We start from the raw sequence: 13,579 nt of genomic DNA, 5'->3' as shown, positions 1-13,579 counted from the left end.
CATGCCGAGTTCCTCCACCATCCGCCGCGCCACGCCCGACGATGCGCCCACGCTGTCGCAACTGGCCGCCCGCACCTTCGTCGAAACCTTCGGCCACCTGTATCCGGCCGAGGACCTGCAGGCCTTCCTCGCCGATGCCTATGCGGTGGACAAGCAGCGCACGATCCTCGCGCATCCGGACTATGCGGTGTGGCTGCTCGAACGCGATGGCGTTGCGGTCGGCCATGCCGCCGCCGGCCCGTGCGGGCTGCCGCATCCGGACGTCGCGCCCGGCGACGGCGAACTCAAGCGCCTGTACGTGCTCAAGGCGCACCAGAACGGTGGCATGGGCGGGAAGCTGTTTGCCACCGCGCTCGACTGGCTGCTGCGCGATGGCCCGCGCACGCTTTGGATCGGCGTGTGGTCCGAGAACCTGGGCGCGCAGCGTTTCTATGCACGGCATGGATTCGTGAAGGCCGGCGAGTACGAGTTCCCGGTGGGGCGCGTGCGCGACCGCGAGTTCATCCTGCGCCGCGCCGCCGGCGCGCCGGCCCCGCGCTGCTAGACTGCGTTTCCCATGCAAACCGGCCTGCATTCCATGTCCTTCCGCATCCTGTCCGTCACCTGCCTGGGCCTGCTGCTGGTGGCCTGCGCACCGCCGCAATCGCTGCAACCGGCCAGTGGTGGCCCGGCCATCGCCGGTGATGGCACCTGCAAGGTCGAAGGCGTGGACTGGGCGATCGGGCAGGAAGCCACCGAGGCGGTCATGGCGCGGGTCTGGCGCGAGAGCGGCAGCGGCCTGATCCGGCCGATCGCACCCGGCCAGGCGGTGACGCGCGACTACCGGCGCGATCGCATCAACGTCCATATCGATGGCGACAACGCCATTACCGGAATCGACTGCGGCTGACCGCGGCGTGTCGTCTTCGCCGCATTCCGTGGACCCGGGCGCGCCTGTACGACGCGTGGTCCTGCTGCACGGCATCTGGATGGTCGGCGCGACCATGCAATGGCTTGGCACCCGCCTGCGCGCGGCGGGCCATGTGCCGGAAACCTTCGGCTACCACAGCATCGTCGGCGGGCCGGACGAGGCAGTGCCGCGACTGGTCGAGCAACTGCGGGCGGGCGAGGAAGCCGACATCGTCGCCCACAGCCTCGGCGGCCTGGTGGCGCTGCAGGCAATGGCGGCCGAGCCCGACCTGCCGGTACGCCGGATGGTGTGCCTGGGCGTGCCGCTGTGCGGCAGCAGCGCCGCGGCGAACCTGGCGCGCTGGCCGCTGGCGGCGCTTTGGCTGGGGCGCAGCGCCGACCTCCTGCGCAACGGCTGCATGACCTGGCCGCCCGGCCACGAGATCGGCATGGTCGCCGGCCGCCTGCCGCATGGGCTCGGCGGCCTGCTGGCGCAATTCGAGGGTGACAACGACGGCAGCGTATCGGTCGCCGAAACCCGCAGCCCGCAGCTGGCCGACCACGTGGTGGTTGCGGCCAGCCACAGTGGCCTGCTGTTCTCGGCCGAGGCGATCACGCAGACGGTCGCGTTCCTGCACGACGGCCACTTCCGCCACATCAACGAGCCCTCGTAGGAGCGGCGGAAGCCGCGAGCCCTTCGGCACGTCGCCAGGCCGCCATGAACGGCTCGCTGCTTCCGCCGCGCCTGTGGGTGATGAGGGCCCGATTCCAGTAAAATCGCCGGCTTTCCACGCAAGGCCGGGGGTTTGCCATGGGTCGCGGCCCATCCATCGAAGCACGCAAGAACGCCTCCGACGCCAAGCGCGGCAAGATCTTCACCAAGATCATCCGCGAGATCGGCGTGGCCGCCCGCGCCGGTGGCGGCGATCCGGCGACCAATCCGCGCCTGCGCACCGCGATCGACAAGGGCCTGTCGAACAACATGTCCAAGGACGTGATCGAGCGCGCGATCAAGAAGGCCACCGGCGAACTGGAAGGCGTGTCGTACGAGGAAATCCGCTACGAAGGCTATGCGCCCGGCGGGGTGGCGGTGATCGTCGACTGCCTCACCGACAACAAGGTGCGCACCGTGGCCGACGTGCGCCACGCGTTCGGCAAGTTCGGCGGCAACCTCGGCACCGAGGGTTCCGTGGCCTTCATGTTCAAGCGCATGGGCGTGCTGCGCTTCGCTGCCGGCGCGGACGAGGAAAAGATCACCGACGCCGCGATCGAGGCCGGCGCCGACGACGTGTTGGTGTATCCGGAAGACGGCGCGATCGACGTGCTGACCTCGGTGGAGTCGTTCGAAGCGGTGCGCGACGCGATGAACGCCGCGGGCGCCGCGCCGGACGACGCCGAAATCACGTACCGCGCGGACAACGACGTCGCCGTCGAAGGCGAGACCGCGCAGCAGGTTGTCAAGCTGCTCGACTGGATCGAGGACCTGGATGACGTGCAGAACGTCTACAGCAACGCCGAACTCGGCAAGGACGCGTACACGTGAACCCCGGGCCGGAAATGCGCGCGCGCCGCGGTTGCCGTCGTCGCCGTGCCGGCGCCCGGCGCCTGGCGCTGGCGCACGATCCGCGCGGAGGCTGCTGAGCCTTGTCGAATCCCGATTCCCGGTTCCCGGTCGCCGGCTCCACCCGCATCCTCGGCATCGACCCCGGCTCGCAGCGCACCGGCGTGGGCATCATCGACGTGGATGCGGCCGGTCGCGCCACGCACGTGTTCCACGCGCCGCTGGTGCTGCTGGGCGAGGGCGGTTTCGCGCAGCGGCTCAAGCGCCTGCTCGACGGCCTGGGCGCGATCATCGCCGAGTACCGGCCCGATGAAGCGGCCGTGGAACAGGTGTTCATGGCGCGCAACCCGGACTCGGCGCTCAAGCTCGGCCAGGCGCGCGGCGCGGCACTGTGCGCGGTAGTGATGCATGATCTGCCGGTGCACGAGTACGCGGCGCGCGAGATCAAGCTCGCGCTGGTCGGCAAGGGCGGCGCGGACAAGGTGCAGGTACAACACATGGTGGGGATCATGCTCAACCTCAAAGGCAAGCTGCAGGCCGACGCCGCCGATGCACTGGCGGTGGCCATCACCCATGCCCACGTGCGCGCCAGTGCGCAGCGCCTGGGCATGGGCACGCGCGAAGCGTGGAGCCGCAAGTGACGGGGGCCGGGATCCGGGATCCGGGAGTCGGGATTCGGAAAGGCAGTCAAGTCGGCAGCGCCAACGAACCCTGCTTTCCCCAGTCCCCGATCCCCGATCCCCATTCCGTGTACGCGGAGCGTGCGCGATGATCGGCCGCCTCAAGGGCATCCTCGTCCACAAGCAGCCGCCGTGGCTGGTGGTCGACGTGCACGGCGTGGGCTACGAGCTCGAAGCGCCGATGAGCACGTTCTACGACCTGCCCGCCGTGGGCAGCGAGGTGTCGCTGTTCACCCACTACGCGCAGAAGGAGGACAGCGTCTCGCTGTACGGCTTCCTGGGCGAGCCCGAACGGCGCCTGTTCCGCGACGTGCAGCGGGTCAGCGGCATCGGCGCGAAGATCGCGCTGGCGGTGCTGTCGGGTGCCGGGGTCGACGAATTCGCGCGCATGGTGCAGGCCGGCGACGTTGCCGCGCTGACCCGTATCCCGGGCATCGGCAAGAAGACCGCCGAGCGGATCATCGTGGAGCTGCGCGAGCGCATGGCGCAGATGTATCCGGTCGGCGTCGCGGGCGCGGGCATGGAAGGGGTGGGGCACGGCGCCGCCAACGATCCGCTTTCGGAAGCCACCGTCGCCCTGCAGCAGCTTGGCTACAAGCCGGCCGAGGCGCAGCGCATGGCCAAACAGGCATTCGCCGAGGGCGACGTTGCCGAAACCATCATCCGCAAGGCGCTACAGTCCGCGCTGCGTTGAACTGCGCCGCGATGAAATGAGGTCACGATGAGCTATCACCGGCGCCCCGGGAATCGTATCCCGGCAACCAGCCGCCATGATTCCGGCGCGGCCGCGGGTCGGGCCGTCCGTCCCGCGAACGCACCTGGGAAGATCAACAATGCGTGCTGACGCAGGCGCCGCGGCCAGCGGCGGACACGGCAAGGTCGGCCTGCCCGGACTTGTCGTCGGCGCGCTCGGCGTGGTCTTCGGCGACATCGGCACCAGCCCGCTGTACACGCTGAAGGAAGCGTTCTCGCCGCACTTCGGCCTGACCGGCAACCACGACACCATCCTGGGCATCCTGTCGCTGGTGTTCTGGGCGCTGATGATCGTGGTGACGCTCAAGTACGTCAGCATCATCATGCGCGCCGACAACGAGGGCGAGGGCGGGATCATGGCGCTGATGGCGCTTGCCCAGCGCACGCTGGCCAAGGGCGGGCGCTCGGCGTACATCGTCGGCATCCTCGGCATCTTCGGCGCGTCGCTGTTCTTCGGCGATGGCGTGATCACCCCTGCGATCACCGTGCTGGGCGCGGTCGAGGGCCTGGAGGTCGCAGCGCCCGCGCTGGATCGCTTCATCGTGCCCATCGCGGTGGTGATCCTGGTGCTGGTGTTCCTCGCCCAGCGCTTCGGCACCGCGAAAGTGGGGCGGGTGTTCGGGCCGATCACGATGCTCTGGTTCATCGCGCTGGCCGCGATCGGGATCCACAACATCATCGATGCCCCGGAAGTGCTCAAGGCGCTCAACCCGTGGTGGGCGGCGAAGTTCTTCATCACCCACGGCTGGCATTCGCTGTTCATCCTCGGCGCGGTGGTGCTCGCGGTCACCGGTGGCGAGGCGCTGTACGCCGACATGGGGCACTTCGGCGTGCGCCCGATCCGCTACGGGTGGTACGGGATGGTGCTGCCGGCGCTGATGCTCAACTACCTCGGGCAGGGCGCGTTCGTGCTCAGCCATCCAGCCGCGGTGGAGAATCCGTTCTACGAGGCCGTACCGCAGTGGGCGCTGTACCCGATGATCGCGCTGGCGACCATGGCGGCGATCATCGCGTCGCAGTCGGTCATCACCGGATCCTATTCGGTGGCGCGCCAGGCGATGCAGCTCGGCTACATCCCGCGGATGCAGGTCAAGCATACGTCCAGCGACACCATCGGCCAGATCTACATCCCCTACATCAACTGGACCCTGATGGTGGCGGTGCTGACGGTGGTGCTGATGTTCCAGAGTTCCACCGCGCTGGCATCGGCCTACGGCATCTCGGTGTCGGCCACGATGCTGATCGACACGCTGCTGCTGGCGCTGGTGGCGCGCGCCCTGTGGCCGCGCGGGCGCAAGTGGGTGCTGCCGCTGTGCGTGCTGTTCTTCGTGGTCGACGTGGGCTTCGTGATCGCAAACGGCGCGAAGTTCTTCGACGGCGCGTGGTTCCCGGTGGTGCTGGGCCTGTGCGTGTTCACCCTGCTGCGCACCTGGCGCCGGGGCCGCGAGCTGCTGCACGAAGAGGTGCGCAAGGAAGGCATCCAGCTCGACACCTTCCTGCCGGGCCTGATGCTTGCCCCGCCGGTGCGCGTGCCGGGCACCGCGATCTTCCTGACCGCGGACCCGGGCGTCGTCCCGCACGGCCTGCTGCACAACCTCAAGCACAACAAGGTGCTGCACGAGCGCAACGTCTTCCTGACCGTGGAGACGCTGACCGTGCCCTACGCGCCGGCGGGAACGAGGTTGCAGCTCGAATCGATCGGCGATGATTTCTACCGCGTGCTGATCCGCTTCGGCTTCATGGAGACCCCGGACGTGCCGCTGGCGCTGATGCGCTCGTGCGACCAGGGAGGCATCCATTTCGACCCGATGGAAACCACCTATTTCGCGAGCCACGAGACCGTCGTTGCCAGCCGCCGCCGCGGCATGCCGATCTGGCGCGACCGCCTGTTCGCCTTCATGCACCGCAACGCGGCGCCGGCGACGGGATTCTTCCGGATCCCGGGCAACCGGCTGGTGGAGCTGGGGGCGCAGGTCGAGATTTAGGGGCAGCCTCTGAACGGTTCGTCATCCCCGTGGCTTTCAACAGACGCATGTCTGGTCACGCGGGAATCCATGGACGTTGCTTTCCCGTGAGTTGAAAACGCAAGCCGCAAGAAGTGCGAAAGTCAGAAGCTTCCGCCTTCGGCGGCTTCATTTCTTTTGATAAGCGTCAAAAGAAACGGAAGCAAAGAAAAACGCTTCCCCGTACGGAGCTCTCCAGGCGATTCGTTGACGCAGGGATTTTTCTAATCGGCATCCTGCCTCATAGAAAAACGCCGCACATCCATGTGCGGCGCCCTTCGGGTTTGCCGACAAGGGTGAGACGGTGTGTTTCTCAGAAGGTCAAAGTCAAAACCTAAGACAAACGCTGATCAATTCGCTTTTGCTCTTCATTCCCGCGAAGGCGGGAATCCAGTGACCTTGCTATTCAAGAATCTGGAGTCACTGGATCCCCGCCTTCGTGGGGATGAGGACACTTACTCTGCGTTGCCCTAATACCAAGATCAGGATCAGGGCGGACACTGCGTGCGGGTCGCAGGCCGGCATAAGCGAAAGTCCATGTTCGCGGGGATGGCAAAACACCTCGGTCGTCCCGATATCGAGCACGTCCCCGCCGGAGCCCCGCGATGATTCCGTATTCGATCCTCGACCTCGCCCCCGTCACCGAAGGCAGCACGCCGCGCGAAGCGTTCGCCAACACGCTTGACCTCGCGCGCCACGCGGAAGCCCTCGGCTACCACCGCTACTGGCTGGCCGAACACCACAACATGCCCGGCATCGCCAGCGCGGCGACCGCGGTGCTGATCGGGCATGTCGCAGGTGGCACTTCGACGATCCGCGTGGGCGCGGGCGGGGTGATGCTGCCCAACCACGCACCGCTGCAGGTGGCCGAGCAGTTCGGCACGCTGGCATCGCTGTATCCCGATCGCATCGACCTGGGCCTCGGTCGTGCGCCGGGCACCGACCAGGCCACCACGCGCGCGCTGCGGCGCTACTTCGACGGCGCTGATGCGTTCCCGCAGGACGTGGCCGAGTTGCTGCGCTACTTCGAACCCGTGCGTCCGGGGCAGCCCGTGCAGGCCGTGCCCGGCGCCGGCATCGAGGTGCCGGTGTGGCTGCTCGGGTCGAGCCTGTTCAGCGCGCAGCTGGCCGCGGCGATGGGGCTGCCGTTCGCGTTCGCCTCGCACTTCGCGCCGGCGGCGATGGAGCAGGCGCTGGCGCTGTACCGGCAGGACTTCAGGCCGTCGAAGCGGCTGGCGAAGCCGCACGCGATGCTGGCGCTCAACGTGGTCGGTGCCGAAAGCGCGGCCGAGGCCAGGCGCCTGTTCACCACCCAGCAGCAGAGCTTCGTGCGCCTGCGCCGCGGCCAGCCCGGGCTGGTGCCGCCGCCGGTCGACGACATCGAGGCGTTCTGGAGCCCGGCGGAGAAGGCGATGGTCGAGCAGGCGCTGGCGTGCACCGTGCTGGGCAGCCAGTCCGAAGTGGGCGCCGGTATCGCCGCCTTCATCGAACGCCATCGCCCGGACGAACTGCTGCTGACCGCCAACATTTTCGACCACGCCGCGCGCAAGCACTCGTTCGCGGTGGCCGCGGACGCCTGCAGGGGTATCTCCGCCTGACCGGGTAGGAGCGCCCCATGGGCGCGATGGGCATTGCCGTGAAGGCCCGTCGCGCCCATGGGGCACTCCTGCATGGAGGCGCCCGGCCTGCGCGGCATGCGAATATAGGCGCATGACCGAAGACCGCATCATCGCCGCCGACGCCACGCGCGAGGACGAGGCCATCGAGGCCAGCATCCGGCCCAGGCGGCTGGACGAGTACCTCGGCCAGCAGCCGGTGCGCGAACAGCTGTCGATCTACATCGAGGCCGCGAAGCATCGCGGCGAATCGCTGGACCACGTGCTGATCTTCGGGCCGCCCGGGCTGGGCAAGACCACGCTCAGCCACGTCATCGCCAACGAGCTGGGCGTCAACCTGCGCGTGACTTCCGGCCCGGTGATCGAGAAGGCCGGCGACCTGGCCGCGCTGCTGACCAACCTGCAGCCGCACGACGTGCTGTTCATCGACGAGATCCATCGCCTTTCGCCGGTCGTGGAGGAAGTGCTGTACCCGGCGATGGAGGATTTCCAGCTCGACATCATGATCGGCGAAGGCCCGGCCGCGCGTTCGATCAAGATCGACCTGCCGCCGTTCACCCTGATCGGCGCCACCACCCGCGCCGGCCTGCTGACCGCGCCGCTGCGCGACCGCTTCGGCATCGTCCAGCGGCTGGAGTTCTACAGCGCGCAGGAACTGACCCGGATCGTGAAGCGCTCGGCGCAGATCCTCGGGATCGACTGCGTCGCCGAGGGTGCCGGCGAGATCGCGCGCCGTTCGCGCGGCACCCCGCGCATCGCCAACCGCCTGCTGCGCCGCGTGCGTGACTATGCCCAGGTGCGCGCGGGCGGGCGCATCGACCATGACGTGGCCAACGCGGCGATGCAGATGCTGAAGGTGGATCCCGAAGGTTTCGACGACCTCGACCGGCGCCTGCTCAACCTGATCATCGAGAACTTCGACGGCGGCCCGGTCGGCGTGGAGTCGCTGGCCGCGGCGCTGAGCGAGGAGCGTGGCACGCTCGAGGACGTGATCGAGCCGTACCTGATCCAGCAGGGGTTCCTGGTGCGCACCGCGCGCGGGCGGATGGCCTCGCACAAGGCCTACCGGCACTTCGGCCTGCGGCCGAGGGGGGATTCGGGACTGGGGATCGGGGATTCGCAACCGCTCTTCGAAGCCGACGATCCCGAGAGCGGGCGCCCTTGATTTCCGAATCCCGAATCCCGACTCCCCAATCCCGACTCCCGTTCAGTTGGCCGACACGGGTCTATTGGGAAGATACCGACGCCGGTGGCGTGGTCTACCACGCGCAGTACCTGGCGTTCCTCGAGCGCGCGCGGACCGAATGGCTGCGCGCGCGCGGTTACGGGCAGGAATTGCTGCGGGTCGAGCATGGCCTGGTGTTCGCGGTGCGGTCGATGCGGATCGATTTCCGCGCGCCGGCGCGGCTCGACGACGCGCTGGACGTGTCGGTCGTGCTGCGCCAGCGCCGCCACGCGAGCCTGGTGATCGCGCAGGGCATCCGCTGCGACGGCAGGCTGCTGCTGGACGCGGAAGTGAAGGTCGCGGCGCTGGACGCCGACGGCTTCCGCCCGCGCGGCATCCCCGAAACGCTGTACGAAGAACTCGGATCCATCGAACAAGGCGCGCAGTGACCAGTCCACGTTCGACCCGTCGCACGCCGTGCGGCATGCGAGGCACCGGCTGCGCCACCGCGGTGGCCGCCATCGCCGAAGCGCGCACCAAAGCCATCGCCAGACCTTATCCAGACACCGGAGCCCATCCATGACGCCCCTATCCGCACTGCTGCAGGCGACCTCGGTCGAACCCTTGCCGGAAGAAGCCGCGACCACCGCGGCGGAACTGGCGGCCGATCCGGGCGTGGCCGGCGGAGCGGCCGCGGCGGCGGGCAACCACCTCGACATCGTGCAGCTGATCCTGCACGCTTCGATTCCCGTTCAGTTCGTGATGGTCCTGCTGCTGGTTGCCTCGATCGCGTCGTGGGTGATCATCTTCCGCAAGCGCAGCCTGCTCAGCCGCGCCGAGGACGAGAGCGACCGCTTCGAGGAGCGCTTCTGGTCGGGCGCCGAGCTGTCCAAGCTGTATGCCGGCGCGCAGGGCCGCGGTCGCGACTCAGGCGGGCTGGAGGCGATCTTCGAAAGCGGCTTCCGCGAGTTCAACCGCATCCGTGAGCGCCGCGGCGTCGACAGCCGGATCCAGCTCGAAGGCGCGCAGCGCGCAATGCGCGTGACCACCTCGCGCGAGCTCGACGGGCTGGAGCGCAACCTCGAGTTCCTCGCCAACGTCGGTTCGATCAGTCCCTACGTCGGCCTGTTCGGCACGGTGTGGGGCATCATGATTTCGTTCCAGGGGCTGGCCAACGTCAAGGAAGCGACCATCGCCAGTGTCGCGCCCGGCATCTCCGAGGCGCTGATCGCCACCGCGATGGGCCTGTTCGCGGCGATCCCGGCGGTGTGGGCCTACAACCGCTTCGCCACCAAGGTCGAGCGCATCGCCACCCGCTACGACGCCTTCGCCGAGGAGTTCTCCTCGATCCTGCAGCGCCAGTCCCATCTCGACGAGTGAGCGGCCCAACCCCGTCGCCGGCCGTCGCGCGTTCGTGCATGCCGGCCCGCATCGCACATGACATCGAGGTGAACCCCACATGGCCATGACCGCCAACGGCCGCCGCATCCGCAAGCACAAGCTCAAGGCCGACATCAACGTCGTGCCCTACATCGACGTGATGCTGGTACTGCTGATCATCTTCATGGTGACCGCGCCGCTGATGAACCTGGGCGTGGACGTCGAGTTGCCCGAGTCGAATGCGAAGTCGCTCGAGCAGGACAAGGATCCGATGGTGGTGCAGGTCGACGCAGCCGGTGCCTACGCGCTGGTCCTTCCCGGCAACGACCGCCCGCAGGCGATCGGCGCCGACGAGCTGGAGGCGCGGGTGCGCGGGATCGTCAACCAGAACCCGAAGCAGGCGATCTTCGTGGCCGGCGATGGCAGCGCCAACTACCAGAAAGTGATGGACGCGATGGTGCTGCTGCAGCGCGCAGGGGTCCAGAAGGTCGGGTTGATGAGCGACCCGCAGCACCAGAGCGCCAGGTAATGCGGGAAACGCGCGCCGACTCGACCCAGGCCGTGGTGCTGGCGATCGCGCTGCACGCGTTCCTGTTCGCGTTGATGTTCGTCGGCCTGTGGTGGACGCGCGACGCCGCGCCGATCGCAGCCGCCGGTTCGCCGATCAGTGCGGAGATGGTCGACACCAGCGAGCTGTCCACGCAGATGCGCCGCGCGCTGGCGCGGGAAGCCGAGCCGCTGCCGGCACCCGAGCCCGAACCCGTGCCGCCGCAGGAAGTCCAGGAAGACGCCGCGCCGCTGCCGCAGCCGCTTCCCGAACCGCAGCCGCAGGAATCGCCGGTGCCCAGGCAGCAGGAAGCGCAGGAGTTCGTGCCCGAGCCGGCCCCGGTCGAGCAGGAAAAGGTCGACCGCAACGCCATTTCCGCCGAGACCCGCGAACGCGAGCAGGAAGAAAAGCGCCGCCAGGAGCAGGTCGACCTGACCGAACGCAAGCAGCAGGAGGAGGCCGAACGCAAGTTCCGCCTCGCCGAGCAGCAGCGCGACCAGAAGCTGAAGAAAATCCAGGCCGAGCGAGCCAAGGCCGAGCGGGAGGCCAAGCTGGCCGAACAGAAGCTCAAGCAGATCGCCGATGCGCGGGCCAGGCAGGCCTCCGACGCCGCCGCCAGCGCGCCGCCGCCGCCCGGGAACAACGGCGTGGATGCAGGCTTGCAGGCACGGTATGCCGCAGCGATCCAGGAAGCGGTGCTGCGCAACTGGACCCGGCCCGAGAACGTGCCGCAGGGCCAGCGCTGCCGCATCTACATCACCCAGCTGCCCGGCGGCGACGTGATGAGCGCCAAGGTCGATCCGTCGTGCCCGTACGACGAACTCGGGCGCCGTTCGGTCGAGGCCGCGGTGCTCAAGGCCAAGCCATTGCCGTACGCCGGCTTTGAATCGGTGTTCCAGCGCAACCTGATTCTCAACTTCGAGGCGCAGGATCGGTAATTGGCGGAGAACAAAGGTTCCGCGCCTGCAAGATCAAAAGCCTTCGCGCCGTGTCGGCGCGAGTCACCTTTCTTTGCTTGTGCAAAGAAACGTGACCCAAAGAAACACACCCCGCCTGCGCGCCCGGCGCGATGCGCCGGGTTCGCGGAGCCGGGGGGAATTTTCGGATGGGGCCTCCTGCCCCAGCCGAAAACGCCGCACATCCATGTGCGGCGCCCCTGCGGGGTTTGGCCCGCCCCCTCCGCCGCTTCGGAGGGGCCCCGGAGATCAAGGTCAACAGCGCCAACACCGGTACGGCACCAACGCCGGGACAAGCACCAACACCAGCACCAGCGCCAGAACCAGAACCAGCACCAGCACCAGCACCAGCACCAGCACCAGCAACTGCGGGAGCGAATTCAATTGCGGGCTTTGCTGTCGCATTCGGGTGATGTTGACGCTTGTGGCCGATGGCGCTTGCAGAAGTTCCGGCTGCGTCGCGGGCAGGCTTTCGCACTGTGGTGGGCGCCGGTCGCACGCTTGGCGACGGCTTCGCCAACGGCAACAGACACGCAAATCCGCGTCGTCAAGACCATCCGAGCAAGCCCGCATTCAGCTTTGAGACGCCGTTCACACAGACCCTGCCAACATTCAGTTTTCCCGGACTCGGCCTGCCCATGAAAGCATCCCCGCGCCTTTTCGCCGCCTTCGTCGCGATGTTCGCCTTCCTGCTGCCGCTGGCGGCCTTGTCGCAGGAGCGGGGCCTGGAGATCGACATCGTCGGTGGCAACGCTTCGGCGCTGCCGATCACGGTGGTGCCGATGCCTTACCAGGGCGGCGGCGCTGCGCCGGAAACCGACGTGGCTGCGGTGGTCGGCGCAGACTTGGCCCGATCGGGCCAGTTCCGCACCCTGCCGGCGGCGGACATGGTGGAAAAGCCCACCCGCGGCAGCGAGATCCAGTTCCCGACCTGGCGCCTGCTCAAGCAGGACTTCATCGTGGTCGGCCACGTGCTCGATGCCGGCGCGGGCAGCTACCGGGTCGAGTACGAACTGTTCGACGTGGCCAAGCAGGAACGCCTGCTCGGCTTCGCGATGACCGCGCGCTCGAGCGCGCTGCGCGACGTCGCGCACCAGATGGCCGACGCCATCTACGAAAAGATCCTCGGCGTGCGCGGTGCGTTCTGGACCCGGATCGCCTACATCACCGTGACCGGCACCGGCAAGGGCGCGCGCTACGCGCTGATGGTCGCCGATTCGGACGGCTACAACCCGCAGACCGTGGTGCGCTCGCCCGAGCCGCTGCTGTCGCCGTCGTGGAGCCCGGACGGCCGCAAGCTGGCCTACGTGAGTTTCGAGCGGGGCAATTCCTCGATCTACATCCAGGACATCACCACCGGCAGCCGCGAGCTGATCGCCAGCTTCCGCGGCATCAACAGTTCGCCGGCGTTCTCGCCCGACGGCCGCCGGCTGGCGTTGACCCTGTCGCGCAGCGGCAACCCGGAAATCTACGTCATGGACCTGGGCAGCAAGGCGCTGACCCAGATCACCAACCAGTTCGGCATCGACACCGAACCGACCTGGAGCGCCGACGGCAGCAGTCTGTATTTCACTTCCGACCGCGGCGGCCAGCCGCAGATCTACCAGGTTCCGGCCAGCGGCGGCAGCGCCACGCGGGTGACGTTCCAGGGCCGTTACAACGCCAGCCCCACGGTTTCGTTCGACGACAAGAAGATCGCCGTGGCACAAGGCAGTGGCAACGTGTACCGTATTGCATTGCTGGATCGCAGCCTGGGGTCGCCGCGCTGGTCCACGCTGTCGCCGGGGTCACTTGACGAATCGCCGAGCTTCGCCCCGAACGCCAGCATGGTGCTCTATGCGGCCCGCGAGGGACGGCGGGGCGTGCTGTATGCCGTTTCGGCAGACGGCCGCGTCCGCCAGCGCCTGGTCCTCGCCGACGGCGACGTCCGCGAGCCGGCATGGGGCCCGTTCCGCGCCCAGCGCTGACGTGTCCTGCACCACCCTGACGCCCAAGCTTTTTCCGACGTTTCCGCAACACCCCTTCAACGC

15 protein-coding genes are annotated in these 13,579 nt (G+C 68.0%); 14 read left to right on the top strand and 1 reads right to left on the bottom strand.

Going from position 1 to position 13,579, the window contains the following annotated elements; genetic code table 11:
- Position 1: 1 nt before the first annotated feature.
- The 13 genes from H570_RS0111040 (at position 2) to tolA (ending at position 11,531) form a co-directional block, all read left to right on the top strand.
- Positions 2-544: a GNAT family N-acetyltransferase gene (locus H570_RS0111040; RefSeq protein ID WP_036135998.1), complete on the top strand. Its 543-nt coding sequence runs from the start codon at positions 2-4 to the stop codon at positions 542-544.
- A gap of 33 nt (positions 545-577) precedes the next feature.
- Positions 578-889, top strand: coding sequence for an I78 family peptidase inhibitor (locus H570_RS0111035; RefSeq protein WP_051176408.1), 312 nt, complete (start codon positions 578-580; stop codon positions 887-889).
- Positions 852-1,562 (top strand): esterase/lipase family protein, encoded by a 711-nt coding sequence (locus H570_RS0111030; RefSeq protein ID WP_425411563.1) that lies wholly within the window; start codon positions 852-854, stop codon positions 1,560-1,562. The genes H570_RS0111035 and H570_RS0111030 overlap by 38 nt, the downstream gene beginning before the upstream one ends.
- 137 nt (positions 1,563-1,699) lie before the next feature.
- Positions 1,700-2,431: a YebC/PmpR family DNA-binding transcriptional regulator gene (locus H570_RS0111025; RefSeq protein ID WP_027080784.1), complete on the top strand. Its 732-nt coding sequence runs from the start codon at positions 1,700-1,702 to the stop codon at positions 2,429-2,431.
- A 101-nt stretch (positions 2,432-2,532) separates the two neighbouring features.
- Positions 2,533-3,090 carry a crossover junction endodeoxyribonuclease RuvC gene (ruvC, locus tag H570_RS0111020; RefSeq protein ID WP_051176322.1) on the top strand — a complete coding sequence of 186 codons (558 nt, stop codon included), beginning with the start codon at positions 2,533-2,535 and terminating at the stop codon, positions 3,088-3,090.
- 127 nt (positions 3,091-3,217) lie between these two features.
- A complete protein-coding gene (gene ruvA, locus H570_RS0111015) occupies positions 3,218-3,823 on the top strand; it encodes a Holliday junction branch migration protein RuvA (protein WP_027080782.1) in 606 nt (201 codons plus the stop codon).
- Between the two features lie 139 nt (positions 3,824-3,962).
- Entirely contained in the window at positions 3,963-5,867 is a 1,905-nt protein-coding gene (locus H570_RS0111010; RefSeq protein WP_051176321.1) for a potassium transporter Kup, read from the top strand.
- A 623-nt stretch (positions 5,868-6,490) separates the two neighbouring features.
- A complete protein-coding gene (locus tag H570_RS0111000) occupies positions 6,491-7,483 on the top strand; it encodes an LLM class flavin-dependent oxidoreductase (protein ID WP_027080780.1) in 993 nt (330 codons plus the stop codon).
- A gap of 112 nt (positions 7,484-7,595) precedes the next feature.
- The gene (ruvB, locus tag H570_RS0110995) at positions 7,596-8,666 is read left to right on the top strand and encodes a Holliday junction branch migration DNA helicase RuvB (protein WP_027080779.1); all 1,071 of its coding nucleotides are present in this window, start codon (positions 7,596-7,598) and stop codon (positions 8,664-8,666) included.
- The gene (gene ybgC, locus H570_RS0110990; protein WP_027080778.1) at positions 8,663-9,115 is read left to right on the top strand and encodes a tol-pal system-associated acyl-CoA thioesterase; all 453 of its coding nucleotides are present in this window, start codon (positions 8,663-8,665) and stop codon (positions 9,113-9,115) included. The genes ruvB and ybgC overlap by 4 nt, the downstream gene beginning before the upstream one ends.
- Positions 9,116-9,245: 130 nt before the next feature.
- A complete protein-coding gene (tolQ, locus tag H570_RS0110985) occupies positions 9,246-10,046 on the top strand; it encodes a protein TolQ (RefSeq protein ID WP_027080777.1) in 801 nt (266 codons plus the stop codon).
- An 85-nt stretch (positions 10,047-10,131) separates the two neighbouring features.
- The gene (gene tolR, locus H570_RS0110980; protein WP_027080776.1) at positions 10,132-10,575 is read left to right on the top strand and encodes a protein TolR; all 444 of its coding nucleotides are present in this window, start codon (positions 10,132-10,134) and stop codon (positions 10,573-10,575) included.
- Positions 10,575-11,531, top strand: a complete 957-nt coding sequence (gene tolA, locus H570_RS0110975; protein ID WP_027080775.1) for a cell envelope integrity protein TolA — start codon at positions 10,575-10,577, stop codon at positions 11,529-11,531. Before tolR ends, tolA begins: the two co-directional genes overlap by 1 nt.
- Before the next feature lie 273 nt (positions 11,532-11,804).
- Here the strand turns inward: tolA and H570_RS19130 are convergent, their stop codons facing one another.
- On the bottom strand, positions 11,805-11,954 hold the full coding sequence (locus H570_RS19130; RefSeq protein ID WP_169447767.1) for a hypothetical protein: 150 nt from the start codon (positions 11,952-11,954) through the stop codon (positions 11,805-11,807).
- Positions 11,955-12,187: 233 nt separating this feature from the next.
- Here H570_RS19130 and tolB point away from each other — a divergent pair, with 233 nt between their 5' ends.
- Entirely contained in the window at positions 12,188-13,516 is a 1,329-nt protein-coding gene (tolB, locus tag H570_RS0110965) for a Tol-Pal system beta propeller repeat protein TolB (protein ID WP_027080774.1), read from the top strand.
- The last annotated feature ends 63 nt before the right edge of the window (positions 13,517-13,579 follow it).

The sequence above is a fragment of the Luteimonas mephitis DSM 12574 genome (assembly GCF_000422305.1).
In the GTDB taxonomy this organism is placed as follows: Bacteria; Pseudomonadota; Gammaproteobacteria; order Xanthomonadales; family Xanthomonadaceae; genus Luteimonas; species Luteimonas mephitis.
This window is presented reverse-complemented; position numbering and strand designations above follow the sequence as displayed.